Source organism: Galactobacter valiniphilus (assembly GCF_003575975.1).
Classification (GTDB): Bacteria; Actinomycetota; Actinomycetes; order Actinomycetales; family Micrococcaceae; genus Galactobacter; species Galactobacter valiniphilus.
Map to the genome: position 1 here is coordinate 37,207 of NZ_QQXK01000007.1, position 25,090 is coordinate 62,296.

The window sequence follows — 25,090 nt, forward strand, 5'->3', positions numbered from 1 at the left end:
CAATGCGCAGGAATTCTGCGCTATTGGAGTGCCCAAATTGGGGAAGGTAGTTCGCGGCGCACTTTCACTGTTTGCTTGCGCGCACGCGCGACGCGTACGCGCGCGAGGCGAGGCCGCGCCCGGGCGGGCGGCGGGAGGATGGTGGCGCGCGGGGCCCGCGTGGCGGGCCTCACGCGGGCACAGTGCACGACGGCGCGTGGCGAGGAGCGCGCGCGGGCGCGGGCCGGGTACCCTGGGCCGAATGAATGACCCCCTGTTGTCGCGTTTCTACGGTGTGATCCCCGCCGGTGGCACGGGCACGCGCCTGTGGCCGCTCTCGCGCGCCGCCGCCCCGAAGTTCCTGCACGACCTCACCGGCTCCGGCAGCACCCTGATCCGCGCGACCTACGACCGGCTCGTCCCGCTCGCCGGCAACCGCATCATGGTCGTCACGGGCGAGGCACACGGCACCGCCGTCACGGCCCAGCTCCCTGAGCTGAGTGCCGCCGACCTGGTGCTGGAGTCCGAGCCCAAGGATTCGGCCGCGGCCATCGGCCTTGCCGCCGCGATCCTGTTCCGCCGCGATCCCGAGACGATCATGGGCTCCTTCGCCGCCGATCAGGTGATCGGCCCCGTGGAGGTCTTCCAGGAGGCCGTGCGCGAGGCGGTGCACGCCGCCGCGACCGGCAAGATCGTGACGATCGGCATCGAGCCGACGTATCCCTCCACCGGCTTCGGCTACATCCGTTGCGGCGAGTCCCTCGGCGTCGTCGGCGCCGAGCACGCGCAGAACGTTGTCGAGTTCGTGGAGAAGCCGGACGAGGACGTCGCCAAAGACTACGTCGATTCGGGGGAGTACCTCTGGAACGCCGGCATGTTTGTGGCCCCCGTGGCCCTCATGCTCCAGCACCTGCGCGAGAACGAGCCCGAGCTCGCGGCCGGCGTCGAAAAGATCGCCGCCGCCTGGGACACGGATCAGCGCGACGCCGTGACGGCGGCCGTGTGGCCCACGCTGCCCAAGACCGCCATTGACTACGCCGTCGCCGAGCCCGCCGCCGCCGCGGGCGACGTGGCCGTGGTGCCCGGCAAGTTCACGTGGGACGACGTGGGGGACTTCGCCGCCCTCGGCCGCCTCAACCCGGCCTCCGACGCCGGCGGCATGACCGTCATGGGCGATGGTGCCCGCGTGTACGTCGACGACGCCAACGGCATTGTCGTCTCCGACACGCGCCGCGTCATCGCGCTCATCGGCATCAAGGACGTCGTGGTCGTTGATACGCCGGACGCGCTGCTCGTGACGACCAAGGATCACGCCCAGCAGGTCAAGGGTGCCGTCGAGGCGCTCAAGGCCCACGGCGAGGTCGACGTCCTCTGACGACGCTCCCCGGCACGCGTGGCGCGTCAGGATCGGGAGCGGGTTCGCCGCGACCGCCAGCGGCGGGCCCAGGCCCGCTCGCGGCGGCGCCCCGGCTCTGGCGCCCCTGTGGTCCGCTCGGAGCGGCTCTCCTTTTTCAGCCGACTGTCGCTGCTGTGGTTCTTCCTGCCCGGCGCACTGCTCATGCTGGGCGGGTTGACCTTTTTTTGACGCCCAGGCCGAGGAACTCGGCGGCGTCGCCAGGGAGAGCGGATCGGGGCGTTCGCACCGTTGGTGGTGGGATTTTAGCGATGAAGCGCGAGCGGCCCGTCCGGTGTGGACGGCCGTGCTCGGCCCCATCAGCGAGTGGAGCCCGCTCTCGTGGCTGGCCCTCGGGGCGGTCTGCGTGGTGGTGATGGAGTCGCTGCGCTGGCTCGTCCAGCGCGCCTACCTGGCCGTCGTCGCGCGCGGCTGAACGCCCCGGAAAGCCGGCCTGCGGCCGGAACCGGGCCCGCGTCGTCGTGCCTTCCAGCCCTCCCTCGCGTCACGCGCGCGGCGGGAGGCGCACTCCGGGGGAGCGCGAGCCTAAACTGACCCCAGCCCTGTCAGCGTGAACCGGAAGAACAGCACAGCCGTGAGTGAGTCCGCCATCCCGACGATCCCCGCGATCGCCCCGCTCCTTGAGCCGCGCCTGGAGGCGCTGCACGCCTTCCGCCGGGACGTGCATTCCAACCCGGAGCTCTCCTTCCAGGAGGAACGCACCACCACGCGCATCGTCGAGGCGCTGACGGCCGCCGGCCTCGCGCCCACGCGCCTGACCGGCACCGGCGCCTTCGTCGACATCGGCGAGGGGGAGTTGGCGATCGGCCTGCGCGCCGACATCGACGCCCTGCCGCTGCAGGAGGTCACGGGCCTGCCCTACGCCTCCGAGCACGCCGGCGTCTGCCACGCCTGCGGCCACGACATTCACACCACGGTCATGCTCGGCGTGGCCCTCCTGCTCAAGGACCTGCACGACGCCGGCCAGCTGGCCGGGCGCGTCAGGGTCATCTTCCAGCCGGCCGAGGAGCGCATGCCGGGCGGGGCCAAGGCCGTGATCGGGCAGGGCGTGCTCGATGAGGTTCCGCGCGTGCTCGCGCTGCACTGCGAGCCGCGCATCGAGGTCGGCCACATCGGCACGCGCATCGGCGCCATCACCTCGGCCTCCGACACCATCCGCATCAAGCTCACGGGCCACGGCGGGCACACCTCGCGCCCGCACCTGACCGAGGACCTCGTCTTTGCGCTCTCGCAGATCGCGATCGGCGTCCCCGCCGTGCTCTCGCGCCGCATCGACGTGCGCTCCGCGGTCTCCGTGGTGTGGGGCCAGATCAACGCCGGCAACGCCCCGAACGCGATCCCGTCCGTCGGCACGCTCTCCGGCACCATGCGCTGCCTCGACGGCCACGCCTGGGACAGCGCCGGCGAGCTGCTGGACGAGGTCGTGGCCCAGGTCGCTGCGCCGTACAACGTCGAGGTGCAGCTGGAGCACATCCGCGGCGTGCCTCCCGTGGTGAACGCCCCCACCGAGACGGCCCTCATCGAGGACGCCGCCCGCGCCGAGATCGGTGCGGACGCCATTGAGCTGACCCCGCAGTCCATGGGCGGCGAGGACTTTGCGTGGATGACCCAGCTGCGCCCGGGTGCCATGTTCCGCCTGGGCACGCGCACGCCGGGCGGCGAGGTCTTCGACCTGCACCAGGGCAACTACACGCCGGACGAGCGAGCCATCGCCACGGGCGTGCGGGTCATGACGGCGGCCGCGCTGCGCGCCGTCGCCAAGCTCGGCTGACGCGGGGACGCACAGCAAGGTGCTGTCCTGCGGAAAGTAGTAGGGATGCGAGGTGCGCGCGAAACCTGTTAGCAAACTGGCGGGTACATGTTGCGTCACACTCCGGGGTATCCTGATGGACGCACGCGCGACGACGCCCGGACGGCCGAGTCTTCCCTGACCTAGGGGCGCTGGCACTACGCACCCCTTGCAGGAGGACCTTGTGAAGATCTCGAAGTCCGGCCGCCGCGTTTCCGCGGCCGCCGCCGTTCTGGGCATTTCCGCCCTCGCCCTCGCCGCCTGTGGCGCCGCTCCGACCGATTCGGGCAAGTCCTCGAGCGGCTCGGCCGCCCCCAAGATCGACTACACGGCCTGCATGGTCTCCGATGAGGGCGGCTTCGATGACCGCTCCTTCAACCAGGCCTCCTTCGAGGGCCTGAAGGCCGCCGAGAAGGACCTTGGCGTGACGACCAAGTCGGCCGAGTCGAACTCCAAGACGGAGATGAAGCCGAACATCGAGTCGATGGTCTCGGCCAAGTGCAACATCGTCGTGACCGCCGGCTTCAACATCGGCGACGCCACGAAGGAAGCCGCGCTGAAGTACCCCGACACGAACTTCGCGATCGTGGACTTCGGCTACGAGGATCGCCCGGCCAACGTGCGCACCCTGTCCTACAAGACGGACGAGGCCGCCTTCCTGGCCGGCTACGCCGCGGCCGCCTACTCCAAGACCGGCAAGGTCGGCACCTTCGGCGGCGCCGAGATCCCGACCGTGACGATCTTCATGGAGGGCTTCCTCGAGGGGGTCAACTACTACAACGAGAAGAAGGGCAAGGACGTCAAGGTCGTTGGCTGGGGCGATTCCAAGTCCTTCGTGAACAACTTCTCTGACGCCAACAAGGCCCGCCAGATCTCTGACAACATGATCGCCGACGGCGTCGACGTCATCATGCCGGTCGCCGGCCCGCTGGGTCAGTCCGCCGTGGACGCCGTGAACGAGTCCTCCAACGGCGAAGACGCCGTGGTGTGGGTCGACACCGACGGCTACGAGTATGCCAAGAATGGCAAGGCTGTAGTGCTGACCTCCGTGCTGAAGAAGATGGGCGAGACGGTCGAAGAGAGCATTAAGTCCGGCGTAGACAAGACCTTCAAGGGCGAGGACTACATGGGCACCCTGGAGAACGGCGGCGTGGACATCGCTCCGTTCCACGATTTCTCCTCCAAGGTTCCTTCGGAACTGCAGGGTGAGATCGATCAGCTGCGCAAGGACATCATCGCCGGCACCGTCAAGGTCGGTAAGTAAGTCCCCGCACGTGGCGGACGGTCGGCGCATCGCGCCGGCCGTCCGCCGTGTTTCCCCCACCACGGATGAGGCGATGCGCGCATGCAGCTTGAACTGAAAAATGTCACCAAGGCCTTCGGTGATTTCGTTGCCAACGATTCGATTTCGTTGACGGTCGAACCCGGTCAGGTCCACACCCTCTTGGGCGAGAACGGCGCCGGCAAGTCGACGCTCATGAACGTCCTCTTCGGGCTGTACCAGCCCACGGCCGGCGAAATCCTGCTCAACGGGCAGCCCGTGCGCTTCTCCGGCCCGGGCGACGCCATGGCCCGCGGCATCGGCATGGTGCACCAGCACTTCATGCTCGTGCCGGTCTTCACGGTGGCCGAGAACATCGCGCTGGGCCACGAGGACACCAAGGGCGGCCGCCTGGACCTCAAGACCACGGCGCGCAAGGTGCGCGAGATTTCGGCGCGCTTCGGGTTCGACATCGATCCCGACGCGCTCGTGGAGGATCTCCCCGTGGGCGTCCAGCAGCGCGTCGAGATCATCAAGGCGCTCATCCGCGACGCCGAGCTCCTCATCCTGGACGAGCCCACCGCCGTCCTCACTCCGCAGGAGACCGACGAGCTCCTGCGCATCATCAAGCAGCTGCGCGACGGCGGCACCTCGATCATCTTCATCTCGCACAAGCTGCGCGAGGTCAAGGAGATCTCCGACGTCATCACCGTGATCCGCCGCGGCAAGGTGGTCGGTACCGCCGATCCGTCCGCGTCCTCGAGCGAGCTCGCCTCGCTCATGGTGGGCCGCGACGTCCAGCTGAACCTCAACCGCGTCCCCGCAGAGGGCGGCTCCCCGGCCCTCGAGGTCAAGAACCTGAGCGTGGTGGCCACGAACGGCACACTCTTGCTCGACGACGTGTCCCTGAGCGTCGCGGAGGGCGAGGTCCTCGCCGTCGCTGGCGTCCAGGGCAACGGCCAGACCGAGCTCGTCGAGTCCATCATGGGGCTGCGCCCCGTGCAGTCAGGCTCCGTGAGCCTGCACGGCGACGTCCTCACCGGGCGCCCCGTCAAGGAGGTCCTGCGCTACGGCGTGGGCTACGTGCCGGAGGATCGCAACGTCGAGGGCCTCGTTGGCGAGTTCTCCGTGGCCGAAAACCTCGTCCTCGACCAGCTCGACCGCCCCGAGATCGCCGGGCGGCTGAGCCTGCACCGCGCGGCGGTGGCCCGCAACGCGAGCGACAAAATCGAGGAGTTCGACATCCGCACGGGCTCCGCGTCCGCCGCGGCGTCCACGCTCTCCGGCGGCAACCAGCAGAAGATCGTCCTGGCGCGCGAGTTCTCGCGCCCGCTGCGCCTCCTGGTCGCGTCCCAGCCGACGCGCGGCGTGGACGTGGGCTCCATCGAGTTCCTGCACCGCCGCATCCTGCGTGAGCGCGACACCGGCACCGCCGTGGTGCTCGTGTCCACGGAGCTGGACGAGGTGCTCGAGATGGGCGACCGCATCGCCGTGATGTACCACGGCAAGCTCATGGGCATCGTTCCGGGCGGGACGAGCCGCGAGGTGCTCGGCCTCATGATGGCCGGCAGCACCGCAGAAGAAGCATTCGAGGCCGCAGCGGGCTCCGCGCAGCCGGGATCGGAGGAAAACCTTGTCTGAGACAACCAAGGGGAGGCAGGGCTGGCGCGCGTTCGTGCGCAGCGACGGCTTTGTCTCGGTCCTCGCGGTGGTGCTCTCGCTCATCGTGGGCGGCATCCTCATCGCCGTCACCAATAAGGATGCGCAGGCCTCGGCCGCGTACTTCTTCGCGCAGCCCGGCGACTTCTTCCGGGATGCTTGGAACGCCGCGAGCGGCGCGTACGCCGCGATGTTCCGCAGCGCCATCTTCAACTACGAGGGCGCCACCGCCACCGAGATGTTCAACCCGCTCTCGGAGACGCTGACGCAGGCGACGCCGCTGATCACGGCCTCGCTCGGCGTGGCGATCGCCTTCCGGGCCGGGCTCTTCAACATCGGCGCGCAGGGCCAGGTCATCATCGGCGCCGCCGTGGCTGGCTTCGTTGGCTTCCGCCTCCACCTTCCGGCGCCGCTGCACATCCTTCTCGTGGTGCTCGCTGCCGCCCTCGGAGGAGCCGCCTGGGGCGGCCTCGCGGGCTGGCTTAAGGCCAAAACCGGCGCGCATGAGGTGATCACGACGATCATGCTCAACTACGTGGCTACCTACCTGCTCGCCTTCGTGCTGCTGACCCCGCTCATGCAGCGCACCGGCTCCTCCGACCCGGTCTCCGAGGTCATCGACCCCACGGCTGTGTTCCCGCAGCTGATCCCGGGCACCACGCTCCGCGTGCACCTCGGCTTCGTCATCGCCATCCTGGCCACGGTCTTCACGTGGTGGCTCCTGAGCCGTTCGAAGCTCGGCTACCGTCTGCGTGCCGTCGGCGCCAACCCGGAGGCTGCCCGCACCGCCGGCATCTCCGTGGCGGCGTGCACCGTCATCGCCATGGCGCTCTCGGGTGCCATGGCCGGCCTGGCCGGCGCCTCGCAGGTCTCCGGGACCGAGATGTTCGTGGCCGAGGGCATCGCCGCCACGATTGGCTTCGACGCCATCACCGTCGCGCTCCTGGCCCGCTCCAAGCCGCTGTGGGTCTTCCTGGCCGCCCTGCTCTTCGGCGCCTTCCGTGCTGGCGGCGTGGGCATGCAGACCGACACCGGCACACCGGTGGACATCGTCCTCGTGGTGCAGTCGCTCATCGTGCTGTTCATCGCCGCCCCGGCCCTGACCCGCACGATCTTCGGCATCCGCGACCGCAAGAAGGCGGCAAAGGCCCCGAAGGCTCCGAAGAGCGCACCGCCCGCCCCGCCGGCAGAGACCCCCGCGGCTCAGGCCGCCACCGTCGAAGGAGGCGCCGCATGAGCGCGCAGGTCCTCACTCCCGCACCCGCGCCCGAGCAGAGCGCCATCACCGCGGCCCTGACCCGCGCCGCCAAGCGCCCGGCCTGGATGCTGAGCGTGGCGGCCCTCATCGCCGTCGTCGTCTTCGGCTTCCTCGCGCCCCACACGAGCGCCTCGTTCCGGCTCTCGGCCACCGACGCCGCCGTTAAGGTCCCGCCGCTCGTGGTGCCGGCCGTGGCCTTCGGATGGATCGTTGCACTTCTCCTGATTGCGGCGGCGGCCTGGGCGTGGTTCCTGGCCACCCAGCGCCAGCGCAGCCTGCCCGGCTGGGCGATGGGCCTTGCCTGGTTCGTCTTCCTGGCCGGGCTCATGGTCTGGCTCGTCGGCACCGCCAACAACCCGGACATCTCGCTCGTGCAGCTGCTGACCGGCTCGGTCGCGCTCTCGCTGCCGATCATCTTCGGCTCCATGTCAGGCGCCCTCTGCGAGCGCGCAGGCGTCGTCAACATCGCCATCGAGGGTCAGCTCCTGCTGGGCGCCTTCGGCGCGGCCCTGGGCGGCCTGCTGACCGGCTCCCTCGTGGGCGCCCTCGTGACGGCCGCCCTCGGCGGCCTCCTGGTCTCGGCGCTGCTCTCGCTCTTCGCGGTGAAGTACCTCGTCAACCAGATCATCGTGGGCGTGGTGCTCAACGTCTTCGCCTCGGGCCTGACCGGCTTCTTCGCCGGCACGCTGCTCAAGGACGGCGAGAACTTCCACGACATGCCCAAGCTCGCCAAGCTGCCCATACCGGGCCTGGCGGACATCCCGGTGCTCGGCCCGATCTTCTTCCAGCAGACCCTGCTCGGCTACGCCATGTTCCTGCTGGTGCCCGGCCTGTGGTTCGCGCTGTTCCGCACCAAGTGGGGGCTGCGCGTCCGCGCCGTGGGCGAGCACCCCAAGGCCGCCGACACCGTGGGCATCAAGGTCAACCGCGTGCGCGTCTCGAACGTCCTGCTCGCCGGCATCGTGGCCGGCGTGGGCGGCAGCTACTACACGCTCGTCTCCACCTCGGAGTTCAGCCGCGACATGACGGGCGGCACGGGATACATCGCCCTGGCCGCGCTGATCTTCGGCCGCTGGAACCCGCTGTTGGCGGCCTGCGCCGGCCTGCTCTTCGGCTTCGTGACCAACCTGCAGTACATCCTGGCCCAGGCTGGCACCGCCGTCCCGAGCCAGTTCATGGCCATGCTTCCGTACATCGTCACCATCTTCGCCGTCGCCGGCCTCGTGGGTAAGTCCCGCGGCCCGGCAGCCAGCGGTGAACCCTACGTCAAGGAGTAGTTACATGACCGGGACGATCGACTGGGAGGCCCTGACCTCCGCAGCGACCCAGGCCGCACAGCACGCCTACGTCCCGTACTCGCACTACCGCGTCGGCGCGGCCGCCCTCACTGAGGACGGCCGCGTCGTTGTTGGGTGCAACGTCGAGAACGCCGGCTACGGCGTCACGTTGTGTGCGGAGTGCGGCATGGTGGGCCAGCTGGCCATGACGGGCGGCGGCAAGCTGCGCGCCTTCACCTGCGTGAACGGGGAGGGCTCCACGATCATGCCGTGCGGCCGCTGCCGCCAGCTGCTCTCCGAGCACGCCGGCGCCGGCTTCGAGGCCCTGGGGGTCTCCGGCGTGGTCACCATGAACGAACTGCTGCCGGACGCCTTTGGCCCGGCGGACATCGCCTGAGGAAGGGCAGAACATGAGCACCGAGGCCTTCGACGCCGTCGACATCATCGCGGCCAAGCGAGACAAGCACACCCTCTCCAACGAGCAGATTGACTGGGTCATCGACGCGTACACGCGCGGTGTGGTGGCCGAGGAGCAGATGAGCGCCCTCGCCATGGCGATCTTCCTCAACGGGATGGAGCGTCCGGAGATCGCGCGCATGGCGCAGGCCATGATCGCCACGGGCGAGACCCTCTCCTACGAGGGCCTGGCCACGCCGGACGGCACGCCCCTGCCCACGGCGGACAAGCACAGCACGGGCGGCGTGGGGGACAAGATCACCCTCCCGCTCGGCCCCCTCGTCGCCTCCTTCGGCGTCGCGGTGCCACAGCTCTCGGGCCGCGGCCTGGGCCACACGGGAGGCACACTGGACAAGCTCGAGGCCATCCCCGGCTGGCGCGCGGAGCTGAGCGACGCGCAGATGCGCACGCAGCTCTCCGAGGTCGGCGCGATCGTCGCCGCGGCCGGCGCCAACCTGGTGCCCGCAGACAAGAAGCTCTACGCCCTGCGCGACGTCACCTCCACGGTGGACTGCGTCCCGCTCATCGCCACGAGCATCATGTCCAAGAAGATCGCGGAGGGCACCTCGGCCCTGGTCCTGGACGTGAAGGTCGGCTCCGGCGCCTTCATGAAGACCCAGGAGAAGGCGCGCGAGCTCGCCCGCACCATGGTGGATCTCGGCAAGGACGCCGGCGTGCACACCGTGGCGCTCCTGACGGACATGTCCACGCCGCTCGGCCTCACCGTTGGCAACGCCCTCGAGGTGCGGGAGTCGCTGGAGGTGCTCGACGGTGCTGGGCCGGGTGACGTCGTTGACCTCACGGTGGCCTTGGCCACCGAGATGCTGGCCGGCGCCGGGATCACGGGCGTCGACGTCGCGGCGAACCTCACGAACGGCAAGGCCATGGACGTGTGGCGCCGCATGATCGCGGCCCAGGGCGGCGACCCGGACGCGCCGCTGCCCGTGGCGGCCCACCGGGAGGTCGTCTACGCGCAGGCCGACGGCGTGCTCGTGGAGCTTGACGCCCTCAAGGTGGGCGTGGCCTCGTGGCGCCTCGGCGCCGGCCGCGCCCGCAAGGAGGATCCGGTGCAGGCCGCTGCGGGCATCGAGCTGCACGCCAAGCCCGGCGATGCGGTCCGCCGCGGCGCCCCGCTCATGACGCTGCACGCCGACACTTCGGAGCGCTTCGCCCGCGCCCTCGAGGCCCTGGACGGCGCCGCTGTCATCGCCCCGGCCGGCGCCCGGGCCGCGCGGGAGTCGATCGTGCTCGAACGCATCGCCTGAGCCGGGCCGCCCGACAGCGCCGAAGGCACCCCGTGGGTCCACCCATGGGGTGCCTTCGCGTTCCACCCCTGGTGTGATGAAACCCCCAGAAATCTGCCTCACAATGGAGGGGTACGCCAGGCCCTGGAAGGACCACGCCCCGCATGTCGCCGAATGATCTGTTCACCGCCTTCACCGACCTGATGCACGCCATCAACGCCGCCGTGCTCAGCGCCTCGGAGGCCTGGTGGGTGCTCCCGGTCATCTTCACCATGTGCCTGATCGATGGCTTCTTCCCCGTGGTGCCGAGCGAGTCGCTGCTCGTGGCCCTGGCCTCCGTGTGGGCGGGCACCGCCGGTCCCTGGGCCGTGGTGCTCCTGGCGCTCGTGGGCGCTGGCGGCGCGTTCCTCGGCGACCAGATCGCGTACTCGATCGGCAAGGCCGTGGGCACGCGCCGCTTCCGCTGGATGAATCGACCCAAGGTGCGCAAGGCCTTCGACCTCGCCGAGCACCAGCTCGAGGCCCGCGGCGCGGTGCTGATCTTCACTGCCAGGTACATCCCCATCGGCCGCGTGGCCGTCAACTTCACGGCGGGCGCCACGGGCTTCTCGCGCCGCCGCTTCACCTTCTTCGACGGACTGGCCTGCCTCATGTGGGGCTTCTACTCCGTGGGCATCGGCGCCCTGGCCGGGCAGTGGATGGCGCACAACAAGCTCCTCGCGATCGTCATCTCGGTGGCCATCGCGCTGGCCCTCGGCTGGGTCATCGACCGCCTGATCCATCGCTTCCTGCTGCGCTTCCGCCCGCAGTCGGCCGTGCTTGCCGAGCAACGCGAGGCGGTGCGGCGCAGGCTGGGCGGGCGCAGCGAAGTGCTCCGCGCGGGAGCAATCGAGGCTGAAGCTTCGGAAGTCGAGCAGGGGCAGAAGGAGCCCCCGAGAGCTACCGCGACTGAGTAAGGAATGTGTGCAGTTCACCGCTTCACGATGATGGTCCTTGTGGGATCTCGTGCGGGTGCGGCGGTCGATCAGGCCCTAATTCTCATAGTGTTATAAAACCGTGTCCAACAAGATCTTGTTTTCCCGTTCGAGCCCAGCTGAACTACTTGAAGTCGTATCGAGGAATCATTACTTGGGGGGATCGTGAAATTTAAGCCCAGCGTGTTTGCGTCTTTGGCGGCCGTCGTGCTGAGTGCGACGCTGGTGGCCGGTGGCGCGGCTCCGGCTCACGCTAAGAGCAACACGAAGTGTTCCGGGACGAGCTCGCGGTTATGTGTGACCACGACGTCGACAAAGGGCACTACTTTCGATGAAAAGTATCGAACCAGCATGTACAACGGTACAAAGAAGACGGCCACCTACGTGTGCAATAAGAGCGTCACGAAGTCTTCGAGCTGGACTTTTAGTGCGAGCGCAAGTACCGAGATCAAGGCGGGGCTGTCGTTCTTGGCGCAGGGGTCTGTCAAGGTAGAAGTCGGTGGCTCGTACCAAAAGACCATGACCTCGTCTTTCTCTCATGGAGCCACCGTCAAGGTGCCCCCGGGATACACAGGTGTGTGCAAGTACGGTTTCCTCAAGCGCAAGGCGTCCGGAACGTGGAATCACGGCTGGTACTCAGCCGGTAAGGGTGGGTCCAAATCGGGCAAGTGGTCCGCGAGTTTCCCCACGGAAGACCACATCGACGTCTCGATCCGCAAGGGTCGTTGAGTTTCAGACAGGGCGCGTGTCCAATCACTCCGATTGGACACGCGCCCTGTGCATTCGCCGAGTAGGCTTGCGGTTGTGAGCGAGAACAGCGCGCGGGAGCGCACCCTGGACATCCGCGACCTTCCCAAGGTCTCCCTGCACGATCATCTGGATGGTGGCCTGCGCCCCGCCACGATCATCGATCTGGCAGCCGGCGCCGGCGTGAGCCTGCCGGCCTCCACGCCCGAGGCCCTGGGGGAGTGGTTCCGCGAGAGCGCGGACTCCGGCTCCCTCGAGCGCTACCTCGAGACCTTCGCCATCACGATCGGCGTCATGCAGGACGCCGCCTCACTGACCCGCGTGGCCCGCGAGTTTGTCGAGGACCTCATCGACGACGGCGTGGTGTACGCCGAGGTGCGCTGGGCGCCCGAGCAGCACACGACCAAGGACCTCACGATGGCCGAGGCCGTCGCGGCGGTCCAGGACGGCATCGACGAGGCCGTCCAGGACGCCCGCGACGCCGACGTGGACATCGAGGTGGGCCAGATCCTCTCGGCCATGCGTCAGAACACCAACTCCTTCGAGGTGGCCGAGCTCGCCCTGCAGCTGCGCGACGCCGGCGTGGTCGGCTTCGACCTGGCCGGCCCCGAGGACGGCTTCCCGGCCTCCGATCACAAGAACGCCCTCGACCTGCTCGCCGCGAACCTCTTCCCGGTGACCCTGCACGCCGGCGAGGCCGCTGGCCTGCTCTCCATCCAGTCCGCCCTCGTGGACGGCCGCGCCCTGCGCCTGGGCCACGGCGTGCGCCTCGCCGAGGACCTCTCCACCGAGGAGATCGACGGAGACGACGACGAGGCCGTCACGATCTTCAGCGCCGGCACCGTCGCCACCTGGGTGCGCGATCGCGGCATTGCCCTGGAGATCTGCCCCTCCTCGAACCTGCAGACCGGCGCCACGGCTGCCTGGGCTTCCACGCTCGACGAGCATCCGGTGGACGTCCTGTTCCGCACGGGCTTCAACGTGACGATCTCCCCGGACAACCGCCTCATGTCCGGCACCACGCTCTCCGACGAGCTGGCCCTGCTCGTCGAGGCCTTCGACTACGACGCCGAGGATCTGCTGGAGCTCACCCTCAACGCCGTGGAGGCCTCCTTCCTCGGCCTGGACGAGCGCCGCGACCTCGCCGAGCTCATCGCCGACGCCTACGAGGACCTCATCGAGGACGCCGATGACGACGATGACGACGATGAGGACGAGGACGACGCGGAGGAGCAGGACTGAGCCCCGTGCCGCAGACCCGCACCGACCCCCACGCGGCGCTCGATCGCCTCGTGGGGGTCGTTGACGCCCTGCGCGAGAACTGCGGCTGGACGGCCCGGCTCACGCCCGAGCGCCTGGCCCCCTACCTCGTGGAGGAGGCGGCCGAGGTCTCCGAGACCGTCGCGGCGGGCCAGCTCGGCTCGCCGCTCGCCTCGGAGCTCGGCGACATCCTCTTCCAGATCTTGCTCCACGCCCGCCTGGGCGAGGAACGCGGGGAGATGACGCTCACCGACGTCATCGAGGCCCTCGAAGCCAAGCTCCTGCGCCGCAACACGCACGTGTTTGCCGAGGACGGTTCGGTCCTCGCCGAGCCGGACCGGGACCCGGACGCCGCCGAGCGCGCCTGGCAGCGCGCCAAGGCGGCCGAACGCGCGGCCCGCGGCGAGGACCCTGCGGGGGAGGCCGACCCGCTCCAGGGCCTGCCCGCCTCGCTCTCGGCCCTGAGCCTGGCCCAGAAGGCCCTCGGCCGGGCGGCCGGCCGCACCGAGGTCTTCGCCCACCAGACGCACGACGCCGCCGTGCCCGGCCCGGGCGCGCCCGGCGCCGCGGGCGCCGGGCCCAGCCACGCGCCGTCGGGCGCCGGGCCCGGCCTCGCGCCGTCGGGCGCCGGAGAAGCGACGGAAGATCACGCCGACGCGATCGGCGAGGCGATCCTCGCCCAGGTCTCGCTCGCCCGCGCGGCGGGCGTCGACGCCGACCGCGCCCTGCGTGACGCCCTCACGCGTCATCTGTCACAGGGCACGCGCTGAACCCCAGACCAAAGTAGGCTGGGGACGCTGGTGCGACAACGAGGACGCACTTTCGCTCCCGGTTGCATGACACCTTCAAGAAGGAGACCTGTTCATGGCACTCATCGATGCCGTTCACGCCCGCGAGATCCTTGATTCGCGAGGCAACCCGACCGTCGAGGTTGAGGTCCTGCTGACCGACGGCTCCCTGGGCCGCGCGGGCGTTCCGTCCGGCGCCTCCACGGGCGAGTTCGAGGCCGTCGAGCTGCGCGACGGCGACGCCGATCGCTACCAGGGCAAGGGCGTCCTCAAGGCCGTCGACAACGTCATCGACGTCATCGGCCCCAAGGTCCAGGGCCTCGACGCCACCGACCAGCGCTTCATCGATCAGACGATGCTTGATCTGGACGGCACCCCCAACAAGGGTTCCCTGGGCGCCAACGCCATCCTGGGCGTGTCCCTGGCCGTGGCCCACGCCGCCGCCGAGTCCGCCAACCTGCCGCTGTACAAGTACCTCGGCGGCCCCAACGCTCATGTGCTGCCCGTGCCGCTCATGAACATCCTCAACGGCGGCGCCCACGCCGACTCCGATGTGGACATCCAGGAGTTCATGGTCGCCCCGATCGGCGCCGCGACCTTCTCGCAGGCTCTCCAGTGGGGTGCCGAGGTGTACCACTCCCTGAAGTCCGTGCTGAAGGAGAAGGGCCTGGCCACGGGCCTGGGCGACGAGGGCGGCTTTGCCCCCAACCTGCCCTCCAACCGCGCCGCTCTTGACCTCATCGTCGAGGCCATCAAGAAGGCCGGCTACACCCCGGGCGAGGAGATCGCTCTGGCCCTGGACGTCGCCTCCTCCGAGTTCTTCGAGAACGGCGCCTACCAGTTCGAGGGCCAGGCCCGCACGGCCGCCGAGATGACGGCCTACTACGCCGAGCTCGTCGCCGCGTACCCGCTGGTCTCCATCGAGGACCCGCTGGACGAGAACGACTGGGACGGCTGGAAGACCATCACCGCCGAGCTGGGCGACAAGGTCCAGCTCGTGGGTGACGACCTCTTCGTCACCAACCCCGAGCGCCTCGCCCGCGGCATCCAGGAGAAGGCCGGCAACTCCCTGCTGGTCAAGGTCAACCAGATCGGCTCCCTCACGGAGACCCTGGACGCCATCTCCCTGGCCCAGCGCGCCGGCTTCACGACGATCTCCTCGCACCGCTCCGGCGAGACCGAGGACACCACGATCGCCGACCTCGCCGTCGCCGTGAACTCCGGTCAGATCAAGACCGGTGCCCCGGCCCGCTCCGAGCGCGTGGCCAAGTACAACCAGCTGCTGCGCATCGAGGAGGAGCTGGGCGACGCCGCCGAGTACGCCGGCCGCTCCGCCTTCCCGCGTTTCTCCGCGTGAGCTGAGAACCGCGCGTTGTAGCGCAGGCGAGGCCACCGGCTTCGCTACGATCGAGGGAGTCACCCCGCTGGGGTGGCTCCCTCCGTCGTTTCACCGCGCGGGGGACGCACGCCGCGCGGCGCCAAGGCCCGCCGGCGCGCACCGAAGCAGCGAGCAGGACAAGGAGGGGACGGGATCATGGCGCAACGCCCTCCCCGCGTGCCCCACAGCGGCCGGGCCGGCCAGGGGCCCACCCCACCGAACGACGACGCAGCGCGCGCGTTGGGCGCGGACGGCGCCGACGCTGAGCCAGCAACCGAGGCCCTGCCCGTCATCGACGCGGCCGCTGCGGCGGCGGACCGCCGTGCCAAGGCCGCCTCGGCGCCTTCCATGGAAGCCACGGCGGCCGGTGAGCCGGGAGCCGCAGGCGAGCCCGCGCCGTCGGGCACCGCTAGGACCCAGCGCCGCGGCCTCGCTGCCGCGCGTGACGCGGCCCGCACCGCCGCCCAGCGCGGCGCCGACGCCGTGGGCCAGGGCGTGCGCAAGGCCAGGGACGCCGTGGCCGAGGAGATCGAGGCCGACCTCAACGGCGAGCACCTGCCCGGCGGCGTGCGCCGTCGCCGCCGCCACGACCCGGCCGATCGCGAGCGCCGACTCATCGAGCGCACGGCGCTCGAGGGCGCGATCCGCGACCCCGGCCACGCCCCGCAGCCGCGGCCCAGCGCCCCGCGCGCCACGGCGCCCGTCGCCGCCCGCGCCCTCTCCACGCGCGTGCTCGCGCTCGCACTGATCCTCATCGTCTCCGGGTTCATGCTCTTCCCGGCCGTCACCACGTACGTGCGCCAGAACGCCGAGCTGCGCAGCGCCCAGGCGCTCCTGGCCCAGGAGAAGCAGACCAAGGAAAACCTGCAGGCCGAGCTGGATCGCTGGGACGACCCGGAGTTTGTGCGCCAGCAGGCCCGCGAGCGCATCCAGCGCTTCCTTCCGGGCGAGAAGCGCTACGTCGTGATCGGCGCGCCGGAGGAGAGCGCCGCCGAGGAGGACACCACGCTCACACCGGGGGAGTACCGCCAGGGACTACCCTGGGGGGACGGCCTCATCGACTCCGTGGTGCGCGCCTCGACCCCCTAGCGGGCGGCTCGGGCGCCCGCTCGAGGGGCCGGCAGGAGAAGTCAGTCAGCCCCTTAGGAGCGTCAGTGCCCACCCCCAGCGTGCCCGTGGCCGAGGCCCTCGCCGCCGCCGAGCGCACCCCCAGCCAGCAGGACCTCGACACCGTCTCGCGGCAGCTCGGACGCCCGGCCCGCGACATCGTGGAGATCGGCGCCCGCTGCGTGTGCGGCAACCCGCTCGTGGCCACCACCGCCCCGCGGCTCTCCTCCGGGATCCCCTTCCCGACCACGTACTACCTGACGCACCCCGTCATCACGGCCGCCGTGTCCCGCCTCGAGGCGGCCGGCGAGATGGTGACCATGAACGAGCGACTGGAGACGGACGAGGAGCTTCAGGCCGCCCAGCTGCGCGCCCACGAGCACTACCTCGCCGTCCGCGACGCCATCGGTGAGCGCTCCGGCGTGGGGCCCGTCCCCGAGATCGACGGCGTCTCCGCGGGAGCCATGCCGGCGCGCGTGAAGTGCCTGCACGTCATGGTGGGCCACTCGCTCGCGGCCGGTCCGGGCGTCAACGCCCTCGGCGACGAGGCCCTGGCCAAGATCACCCAGTGGTGGACCGCGGACGTCTGCGCGTGCGCAGGCGCCTGGGACACCGAGGCTCCCGTGCCGGAACAGGACCGCTCGCGCCACGTGCGCACGCAGGCCGGCGACCCGGAGGCCAAGCGCCGCGAGCGCGCCGCCAAGCGCGCTGCCCGCGAGGCGGCGGAGGCAGAGGCCGGCTCGGCCACCGACACCCAGACGGAGGCCTGAGCCATGCGCGTGGCGGCGATCGATTGCGGCACCAACTCCCTGCGCCTGCTCGTAGCAGACACCCCGCAGGAGGGGCCCGTCACGCTGAGCCAGGTGCACCGCTCCATGCGCGTGGTGCGCCTGGGCGAGGGCATCGACGCGACGGGTGAGTTCGCCCCCGCGGCGCTCGAGCGCACCTTCGCCGGCGCCGAGGAGATTGCCGCGATCCTGGCGCCCCTGCACCCCGAGCGCGTGCGCTTCGTGGCGACCTCCGCGACGCGGGACGCCGGCAACCGCGAGGCGTTCATGGACGGCATCGAGGCGCGCCTCGGCGTGCGCCCCGAGGTCATCTCCGGCGACGAGGAGGCTCGGCTGTCCTTCCTCGGCGCCACGAGCGGCGTGGACGCCGGGAGCCGCGAGCGTCTCTTGGTGGTGGACCTGGGCGGTGGCAGCACCGAGTGTGTGCTCGGCGACGGCCGCGGCGTCATGGCCGCGCGCAGCGTGGACATGGGGGCCGTGCGCTTCACGGAGCGCTTCCTGCACTCCGATCCGCCGAGCGAGGCGGAGATCGCGGCGGCCGAGGCTGCCACGCGCGAGCTGCTCGCCGTGGTGGAGGAGAGCGTCGACCTCTCCAGCGTGGAGCGGGTGGTCGGCGTGGCCGGCACCATCACCACGGTCACGGCGCACGCGCTCGACCTGCCCGAGTACTCCTCCGAGGCCATCAACTCCACGGTGCTGCCGATCGGGATCGTGGAGGCCGCGGCCTCCGAGCTGCTCTCCTGGCCCAAGCATCGCATCGCCTCGCTGCCGTACGTGCACCCCGGCCGCGTCGACGTTCTGCAGGCCGGCGCGCTCATCTGGCGCACGCTCCTCAAACGCCTCGAAGAGGTGACCGCCGGCCGCGTGCGCAGCGCGGTGACGAGCGAGTTCGACATCCTCGACGGCATCGCCCTCGACCTCGCCTCGCGCCCCTCCTGAGGGGCTCGAGCGGGGGGGAGAGGCTCTAGCCCAACTCGGGGTCGAAACCTAGTTCGTGGGAACTTTCACAAACCCCGGATCTCGGCCTATCATGGAGACATGCCTACCACCCCCAAGCTCTCGGAGCGCCCGCGCATCCTCGTCGTCGGCGGCGGTTACCTCGGTTTCTACGTCGCGAAGAACCTGCAGAAGAAGGTCAAGGTTCACGGCGGCGTCGTGACCCTCGTCGACCCGCTGCCGTACATGACCTACCAGCCGTTCCTGCCGGAGGTGATGTCCGGTTCCATCGAGCCGCGCCACATCACCGTGCCGCACTCCCGTCACCTGCGTGACACCGAGCTGCTGCAGGGCAAGGTCACCAAGATCGATCACGCCTCCAAGACCGCCACGGTCGAGGGCGTGGACGGCGTCGAATTCGCCGTGCCGTACCAGGACGTCGTGGTCGCCGCTGGCGCCATCACCAAGACGTTCCCGATCCCGGGCCTGGCCCAGGCCGGCATCGGTGTGAAGCGCGTCGAGGAGGCCATCTTCCTGCGCGATCACGTCCAGGAGCGCATCCAGTTCGCCGACAACACGGCGGACGAAGAGGCCCGCAAGCGCGCCCTGCGCTTCATCGTGGTCGGCGGCGGCTTCAACGGCGTCGAGACCATCTCCGAGCTGCAGGACGCCGCCCGCCTCGCGGCCGAGCGCAGCAACAACATCACCCCGGCCGATCTGGACTTCCAGCTCGTCGAGGCGATGCCGAAGATCATGCCCGAGATCAAGGCCGAGACCGCCGAGTGGGTCGTGGAGCACCTGCGCTCCCGCGGCATCAACGTGCGCCTGCAGACCTCCCTGGGCGACGCCACGGACAAGCACCTGAAGCTGACCTCCATGGCCAATGACGACACCAAGGGCCAGGTCATCGACGAGTTCGACGTCGACACCCTGATCTGGACCGCCGGTGTCCAGGCCAACCCCATGGTCCGCAACACCGACTTCACGGTGGAGCCCCGCGGCCGCCTCGTGGTGGACGCCTCCCTGCACGCGCTGGACGCCGAGGGCAAGGTCATCGAGGGCGCCTGGTCCGCCGGCGACGTCGCCGCCGTGCCGGATCTCTCGGGCAAGGGCCTGCCGGATAACACCTGCGTCCCGAACGCCCAGCACGCCGTGCGTCAGGCCAAGCGCCTGGCCAAGAACGTGTACGCCGCCCGCTACGGCGTCGGCAAGGTCACCGACTACAAGCACGAGCCCCTCGGCGCCGTCGCCGGCCTGGGTTACGGCAAGGGCGTCGCTAAGATCATCAAGTTCCCCCTCAAGGGCTTCCTCGCCTGGGCCGCGCACCGCGGCTACCACGGCCTGGCCATGCCCACGTGGGAGCGCAAGTTCCGCGTGTTCGGCGGCTGGTTCAACCAGCTGATCTCGGGCCGCGACGTGTGGGGCGTGCGCAAGGTGCAGACGCCGCACGCCGACTTCATCGAGGCCGCCACGCCGAAGCCGAAGCCTGCCGAGAGCAAGTAAGCGCCTCATCGCGTGAACGCGGGTGGCCCCGGGGATCTTCTCCCCGGGGCCACCCGCGTTTTTGTGTGCCGTGTGTCGATGCCGGCACGGATTTCGTTGCGGGAGCGCCATCATGGATGCGGGAACGACGGCGCAATGACAGAATGGTGAGTAGCGTCACCTTCAGGCACGGTGACACCTTTAAGACAAGGAAACCGATAGACCATGGCGAAGTATCGTGTGCAGAACCCCGCGACGGGTGAGCTGATCGAGAGCTTCGATCCCGCCACCGATCAGCAGATCGAGGAGAGCCTCGCGGCGGCCGAGTCGGCCTACCGCGGCTGGCGCGAGCGCAGCGTGCAGGAGCGCGCGGCGGTCATCAAGCGGGCAGCCGAGATCTTCGAGGAGCGCAAGGACGAGCTGGCCAAGCTCATCGCGCTGGAGATGGGCAAGACGTACGCGGAGTCCGTGGACGAGGTCGAGTTCGCGGCCTCCATCATTGACTACTACGCGGTGCACGGCCCCTCGCTGATCACGGATCGCGAGATCCCCAGCACCGTGCCGGGCAAGGCCGTCATCGAGCAGCTGCCCATCGGCGCGCTCCTCGGCGTCATGCCGTGGAACTTCCCGTACTACCAGGTGGCCCGTTTCGCGGCGCCGAACCTGCTCCTGGGCAACACGATCATTTTGAAGCACGCCGACATCTGCGCGCGCTCGGCCCTCACGGTGCAGGAGATCTTCGAGCAGGCCGGCGCCCCGGTGGGTGCGTACCAGAACTCCTTCGCCTCGCACGATCAGATCGCCACGATGATCGCCGATCCGCGCGTGCAGGGCGTCTCCCTGACGGGCTCGGAGCGCGCCGGCGCCATCATCGGCGCGCAGGCCGGCACGCACCTGAAGAAGGCCGTGCTGGAGCTCGGCGGCATCGACCCCATGGTGGTCCTTGACTCCTCCGACGTCGCGGCCGTGGCCAAGGCGGCCTGGGACTTCCGCACCTACAACGTGGGCCAGGTCTGCAACTCCAACAAGCGCCTCATCGTCATGGAGGACATCTACAACGAGTTCGTGGCCGAGCTCGTGAAGCTGGCCACCGGCCTCACCCCGGGCGATCAGCTGAACATGCAGGAGGGGCAGTACGCCCCCATGTCCTCGCGCGCCGCGGCCGAGACCGTTGACGCGCAGGTGCGCCAGGCCGTGTCCGAGGGTGCCCGCGTGCTCGCCGGCGGCGTCCTGAGCGAGGGCCCGGGCGCCTACTACGCCCCCACGGTGCTCGTGGACGTCCCCGTGGACGGCCCCGCGTACCGCGAGGAAATCTTCGGCCCCGTCGCCACGGTCTACAAGGTCAGCAGCGACGCGGAGGCCCTGGCCCTCGCGAACGATTGCGCCCTGGGCCTGGGCGGCTCGGTGTTTTCCGACGACGAGGCGCGCGCCGCGGCGATCGCCTCGAAGCTCGAGGTGGGCATGGCCCACGTGAACACGATCGCCGCCGAGTCGGCCGAGCTGCCCTTCGGCGGTGTGAAGCGCTCCGGCTTCGGCCGCGAGATGGGCCCCATCGGCATCGGCGAGTTCGCCAACCAGCGCCTCTACTTCGTCGCGAAGTAGCTGACCCGGCCGGGCTTCAGCCGGCCACAGCACGACGGCGGGCCGGTCACCTCAAGGTGACCGGCCCGCCGTCGTTCGCCACTAAACTGGAACCCGTGCGCCGCCCGTTCGGGAACGCGCACGGGCCCCCATAGCCCAATTGGCAGAGGCACTCGACTTAAAATCGAGCAAGTGTCGGTTCGAACCCGACTGGGGGTACGTCAAATTCCCCGTGATCGCGGGGTGCACCGCGCGAGAAGGAACCCGCATGCCGCTGTTCCGACGGGCCCAGCCCCAGAGCCTTGCCGGCGCCCTCGAGCGCTTCGTCGAGGCCAAGGTCGTTCCCGATCGGGTGCAGAAGTGGCGGGCGGGCCGCCTGGCGTCGTTTGCGCCGCGCCTGCGGGACGAGCTGGGCTAGCCTGCCGATGTGCTCGCCCGGGAGGTGGCCGAGACGTACAAGCACCCGGTTGCGCTGCACCGGGCTGGTGATTCGCCGTGGCAGGAACCGCTGCTGCAGCTCAACGAGCTTTCGGACGCGTACCTGAGCGAGCGTGAGGCGCTGGCGGCGGTCGATGCCGAGTGCGCGGCGGCCGTGGATGCCGTGCTGGCCGAACGCGTGGAGGTCCAGCGGTTCAAGCATTTGGTGGGGCTCATGGAGGCGGGGCGCGAGCACGCCCCGGAGTTCGAGCGAGCCGCGCGGGCGGGGAGCCTTGAGGAGCTCCGCGAGATCATCCGCTCCGTTGGCACGGAGGCCCCCGACAGACGAGGGGCGGGCGTCGCGCGCTTGCTCCGGCGACCCGCCCCTCCAACGTCGAACTAGCGCACAGCGAGGCCCCGCAGTAGGCCGTCGAACGCCGCGAGGCGCGACGCCGCGCTGGAGGGTTCAAGCGCCGCGTCGATGCCCGCCTCCCGGATGGCCCCGACGAGCAGTGCCGCCGTGGCCTCCGGGTCCACGCCCTCGGCCAGGAGCCCGCGGAAACGGGCCAGCTCCAGCTCGTCGGCAATGGTGCGCCGCGTGGTGCTCGAGCCGATCCCGCGCGCGCCGCGACCCACGAGCTGAGGCCCGCTCACGTTGTAGAACAGCCCGATCTCGCGCTCGGAGGCGAGCTCCAGCATCGCCACGAGCGAGGCGCGGATCCGTCCCGCCCAGTCCTCGGCCCCCGCGCGGTGCGCCTTCGCCGCCTCGAGCACGCGGTGTCCCAGCAGCTCGTAGGCCTCGAGCAGCAGCTGGGAGCGCCCCTCCGGGAAGTGCGCGTACAGGGTGGCGCGCGAGGTCCCGGCCGCCTGCGTGATGAGCGTGACGGTGGACGCCTCGAGGCCACGCCGCGCCAGCACGGTCAGGGCGGCGTTGACGAGGTCGGCCCGCGTGCGGGAACGCTGCCGCTCCCGCAGCGACGGGGCCTGGGCGCTCACGCGCCGGCCCCGACCGGGAGCGGCGCGGCCTCGTGCAGGGCCCGGCTCAGGGTGTCCACGACCACATCGAGCTGCTCGGCGGTGATGACGAGCGGCGGGCGAATCTTGAGCACCGAATCGTGCGGGCCGATGCGGCTGATGAGGATGCCCTCGTTGGCCAGGCGCTCCACGATCGCCTTGGCGAGCTCCGGGTTCGGGGCGCCGTCGGCGTCCACGAGCTCCAGGCCGAAGAACAGGCCGCGGCCCTTCGCGGAGGCCACGAGCGGGTGCTCCGCCTCGATTTCGGCGAGCCGGGCGCGCACACGCTCGCCGAGGTCGGCGGCGCGCTGCACCAGGCCACGCTCGTGCACCTCGGCCAGCACTGCTCGCCCAGCCGCGGACGCGACGGGCGTCCCGGCGAAGGTGTTGAAGTACATGTTGGTGGAACTGAAGGAGTCCATCACCGCCTGCGAGGTCACCACGCCGCCGAGCGGGAAGCCGTTGCCGAGCGGCTTGCCCATCGTCACGAGATCGGGCACCAGGCCCGTGACCTGGTGCCCCCACCACGCCCAACCCAGGCGGCCCAGGCCCGACTGCACCTCGTCCGCGATGACCAGCCCGCCAGCGTCGTGCACGAGGGCCGCCAGGCCCTCCAGGTAGCCCTGGGGCAGGCGGGGGAGTCCCTCCGTGGAGAAGGAGGGGTCAACGAGCACGGCCGAGAGCCCGTGGCCGGCCTCCTGGAGGGAGGCGATGGCCTCGGCGACCTGGGCCAGCGCCTCGGCGAGGACCTCGGGCTCGCCCCGCCCGCCCGCGTGGTCCAGGTCGGGGATGGTGAAGCGGCGCACGTGCTCGCCGAAGGGCTCGGAGACGTCCAGGCCCGTGGTCATCGCCGCGAGCGTGAGCGTGTTGCCGTGGTAGCTGAAGTCCGTGGTGAGGATGCCGCTGTTGCCGCTCACGTGCCGCGCGATGCGCAGCGCCAGGTCGTTGGACTCGGAACCGGAGTTCGTGAAGTACACGCGGTCCAGCTCGGGGGAGAAGGTGGCCAGGAGCTCCTCGGCGTAGTTCACCACGCCCTCGTGCAGGTAGCGCGTGTGGACGTTGTGCGTGGCGATCTGTTCCGCCACGGCGGCGGCGACGCGTGGGTTCGCGTGGCCCACCTGCGGCACGTTGTTGTAGGCGTCGAGGTAGGTGCGCCCGAACGCGTCAGTGAGCCAGACGCCCTCGCCGTGCACAAAGTGCCGCGGCGTGCGGTAGAAGAGCGGGGAGTAGGGGCCGATCGTGGTGCCACGACGCTCGAGCAGCTCCGCGTCGCGCGCGGCGAGCTCGGCGCACTGAGCTGCCACGATGGGCAGCACCTCGGCCTCGAGGAAGGCGCTCGTCTCACCTCCCGGGCGGTCGGCCGCCCAGCCGAGGTAGGTGAGCCCGCGCGCCAGGATGAGCGCGTCCAGGGCATCGACGTGCAGCGGGTTGATCGGCTCCGTGCGCTCGTAGCTGCGCAGCAGGGCCTCGCGGTACTCGACGGCGCGCGGTTGATTCTGGTACCAGAAGAGGATGGTCGCCAGGTCGAAGAGCCAGAAGCCTTCGCCGAAGTCGTCGAAGTCGATGAGCGTGATCCCCTCGGGGAGAGGAGCACGTTCTCCGGCGTGAAGTCGGCGTGGATGACGCCGTAGGTGGAGGGCCCCGTGCCGAGCGCGGTGAGGCGCCTGCGCAGGATCTCCGTGCCCGCCTCGATCGCGGCGCACTGCTCCGCGTCGGCGGCGAGTCGGCGGGGATCGCCGCACAGCGCGCCCTCGCCGAGCAGTCCCTCGACGTCCCAGGCCGGGCGGGAGAAGCCGGGCAGACGCCCTTGGGCGCGGGAGGCGGCGTGGGCCGCCGCTGCGAGCTCGCCGAGCGCCTCGAAGTGCGCGGGCTCGGGGTTGTCGCCGCCCGTCCAGGCCTCGGGGGCCTCGCCGAGCCCGGCGGCCCCATCCACCCAGCGCTGCAGGTCCACCTGATGCGCGTTGCCGTCAGCGTCCGCCTCCACCACAAAGGGCGCGCCCGAGCGGGCCGGCACCGGCTTCGGCACGGCGAGGCCGCGCGCTGCAAGCGAGGCCATGAAGTCCAGCTCGCTCGTGAGCTGTTCCGGCGTGCGGTGGCCGTGGCGGTGGATGCGCAGGGCGTAGTCGCCGGCCCCGTCCCGGACGCGGAACACCACGTTTTCTCGCTGCTTGATGAAGGTGAGCGTCGCGTCCAGCGCCACGTCGAAGTGGGCCAGCGCGGCCGTGGCGAGGGCGAGGGCGGCCTCGGTGCTGAGCGGGGGCATGGGTGTCCTTCCTGCGCG

General features: G+C 70.2%; 23 protein-coding genes, 1 tRNA gene and 1 pseudogene. 22 read left to right on the forward strand and 3 right to left on the reverse strand.

From position 1 onward, the window contains the following. The first annotated feature begins 241 nt into the window (after positions 1-241). The 22 genes from DWB68_RS04800 (at position 242) to DWB68_RS04890 (ending at position 22,198) form a co-directional block, all read left to right on the forward strand. Entirely contained in the window at positions 242-1,354 is a 1,113-nt protein-coding gene (locus DWB68_RS04800) for a mannose-1-phosphate guanylyltransferase (RefSeq protein ID WP_119424013.1), read from the forward strand. A 325-nt stretch (positions 1,355-1,679) separates the two neighbouring features. After that, positions 1,680-1,808 carry a hypothetical protein gene (locus tag DWB68_RS16950; protein WP_267896929.1) on the forward strand — a complete coding sequence of 43 codons (129 nt, stop codon included), beginning with the start codon at positions 1,680-1,682 and terminating at the stop codon, positions 1,806-1,808. A gap of 159 nt (positions 1,809-1,967) precedes the next feature. Next, the gene (locus DWB68_RS04805; protein WP_119424014.1) at positions 1,968-3,164 is read left to right on the forward strand and encodes an amidohydrolase; all 1,197 of its coding nucleotides are present in this window, start codon (positions 1,968-1,970) and stop codon (positions 3,162-3,164) included. 202 nt (positions 3,165-3,366) lie between these two features. Continuing rightward, positions 3,367-4,446: a BMP family lipoprotein gene (locus DWB68_RS04810; protein ID WP_233548618.1), complete on the forward strand. Its 1,080-nt coding sequence runs from the start codon at positions 3,367-3,369 to the stop codon at positions 4,444-4,446. An 81-nt stretch (positions 4,447-4,527) separates the two neighbouring features. Continuing rightward, entirely contained in the window at positions 4,528-6,084 is a 1,557-nt protein-coding gene (locus DWB68_RS04815; protein ID WP_119424015.1) for an ABC transporter ATP-binding protein, read from the forward strand. Beyond that, the gene (locus tag DWB68_RS04820) at positions 6,077-7,339 is read left to right on the forward strand and encodes an ABC transporter permease (RefSeq protein WP_119424016.1); all 1,263 of its coding nucleotides are present in this window, start codon (positions 6,077-6,079) and stop codon (positions 7,337-7,339) included. The genes DWB68_RS04815 and DWB68_RS04820 overlap by 8 nt, the downstream gene beginning before the upstream one ends. Further along, the gene (locus DWB68_RS04825) at positions 7,336-8,637 is read left to right on the forward strand and encodes an ABC transporter permease (protein WP_119424017.1); all 1,302 of its coding nucleotides are present in this window, start codon (positions 7,336-7,338) and stop codon (positions 8,635-8,637) included. Before DWB68_RS04820 ends, DWB68_RS04825 begins: the two co-directional genes overlap by 4 nt. 4 nt (positions 8,638-8,641) lie before the next feature. Next, the gene (locus DWB68_RS04830; protein WP_119424018.1) at positions 8,642-9,034 is read left to right on the forward strand and encodes a cytidine deaminase; all 393 of its coding nucleotides are present in this window, start codon (positions 8,642-8,644) and stop codon (positions 9,032-9,034) included. Between the two features lie 13 nt (positions 9,035-9,047). Beyond that, complete coding sequence (locus tag DWB68_RS04835) at positions 9,048-10,358, forward strand: thymidine phosphorylase (RefSeq protein WP_119424019.1); 1,311 nt, start codon at positions 9,048-9,050, stop codon at positions 10,356-10,358. Positions 10,359-10,501: 143 nt separating this feature from the next. Beyond that, on the forward strand, positions 10,502-11,293 hold the full coding sequence (locus tag DWB68_RS04840; RefSeq protein ID WP_119424020.1) for a DedA family protein: 792 nt from the start codon (positions 10,502-10,504) through the stop codon (positions 11,291-11,293). 183 nt (positions 11,294-11,476) lie between these two features. Then, entirely contained in the window at positions 11,477-12,040 is a 564-nt protein-coding gene (locus tag DWB68_RS15935; protein ID WP_147391578.1) for a hypothetical protein, read from the forward strand. 75 nt (positions 12,041-12,115) lie between these two features. Then, a complete protein-coding gene (locus DWB68_RS04845; RefSeq protein ID WP_119424021.1) occupies positions 12,116-13,300 on the forward strand; it encodes an adenosine deaminase in 1,185 nt (394 codons plus the stop codon). Positions 13,301-13,305: 5 nt separating this feature from the next. Further along, on the forward strand, positions 13,306-14,088 hold the full coding sequence (locus DWB68_RS04850) for a MazG nucleotide pyrophosphohydrolase domain-containing protein (RefSeq protein WP_119424022.1): 783 nt from the start codon (positions 13,306-13,308) through the stop codon (positions 14,086-14,088). A gap of 94 nt (positions 14,089-14,182) precedes the next feature. Then, positions 14,183-15,463, forward strand: coding sequence for a phosphopyruvate hydratase (eno, locus tag DWB68_RS04855; RefSeq protein ID WP_119424023.1), 1,281 nt, complete (start codon positions 14,183-14,185; stop codon positions 15,461-15,463). A gap of 177 nt (positions 15,464-15,640) precedes the next feature. Continuing rightward, positions 15,641-16,573 (forward strand): septum formation initiator family protein, encoded by a 933-nt coding sequence (locus tag DWB68_RS04860; RefSeq protein WP_119424024.1) that lies wholly within the window; start codon positions 15,641-15,643, stop codon positions 16,571-16,573. A 65-nt stretch (positions 16,574-16,638) separates the two neighbouring features. Then, complete coding sequence (locus tag DWB68_RS04865) at positions 16,639-17,361, forward strand: DUF501 domain-containing protein (protein WP_407645653.1); 723 nt, start codon at positions 16,639-16,641, stop codon at positions 17,359-17,361. 3 nt (positions 17,362-17,364) lie between these two features. Then, positions 17,365-18,318, forward strand: coding sequence for a Ppx/GppA phosphatase family protein (locus DWB68_RS04870; protein WP_119424025.1), 954 nt, complete (start codon positions 17,365-17,367; stop codon positions 18,316-18,318). A 99-nt stretch (positions 18,319-18,417) separates the two neighbouring features. After that, positions 18,418-19,818, forward strand: a complete 1,401-nt coding sequence (locus DWB68_RS04875; RefSeq protein WP_119424026.1) for an NAD(P)/FAD-dependent oxidoreductase — start codon at positions 18,418-18,420, stop codon at positions 19,816-19,818. Between the two features lie 204 nt (positions 19,819-20,022). Next, entirely contained in the window at positions 20,023-21,399 is a 1,377-nt protein-coding gene (locus DWB68_RS04880) for an NAD-dependent succinate-semialdehyde dehydrogenase (protein ID WP_119424027.1), read from the forward strand. Positions 21,400-21,523: 124 nt separating this feature from the next. Next, positions 21,524-21,597 (forward strand) — tRNA-Leu (locus tag DWB68_RS04885). A 49-nt stretch (positions 21,598-21,646) separates the two neighbouring features. Next, positions 21,647-21,796, forward strand: a complete 150-nt coding sequence (locus tag DWB68_RS16140; protein WP_158588208.1) for a hypothetical protein — start codon at positions 21,647-21,649, stop codon at positions 21,794-21,796. A gap of 9 nt (positions 21,797-21,805) precedes the next feature. After that, a complete protein-coding gene (locus DWB68_RS04890; protein WP_119424028.1) occupies positions 21,806-22,198 on the forward strand; it encodes a hypothetical protein in 393 nt (130 codons plus the stop codon). Here the strand turns inward: DWB68_RS04890 and DWB68_RS04895 are convergent. From DWB68_RS04895 to DWB68_RS17235, 3 genes and pseudogenes are all read right to left on the reverse strand, one after another. Then, entirely contained in the window at positions 22,195-22,791 is a 597-nt protein-coding gene (locus DWB68_RS04895; protein ID WP_119424029.1) for a TetR/AcrR family transcriptional regulator, read from the reverse strand. The two genes, DWB68_RS04890 and DWB68_RS04895, sit on opposite strands and share 4 nt — an antisense overlap. Next, a complete protein-coding gene (locus DWB68_RS04900) occupies positions 22,788-24,551 on the reverse strand; it encodes an aminotransferase class III-fold pyridoxal phosphate-dependent enzyme (RefSeq protein WP_407645654.1) in 1,764 nt (587 codons plus the stop codon). Before DWB68_RS04900 ends, DWB68_RS04895 begins: the two co-directional genes overlap by 4 nt. Beyond that, positions 24,440-25,072, reverse strand: a pseudogene (locus DWB68_RS17235) (phosphotransferase enzyme family protein); the annotation flags it as partial. The pseudogene DWB68_RS17235 and the gene DWB68_RS04900, both read right to left, overlap by 112 nt. Positions 25,073-25,090: the final 18 nt, after the last annotated feature.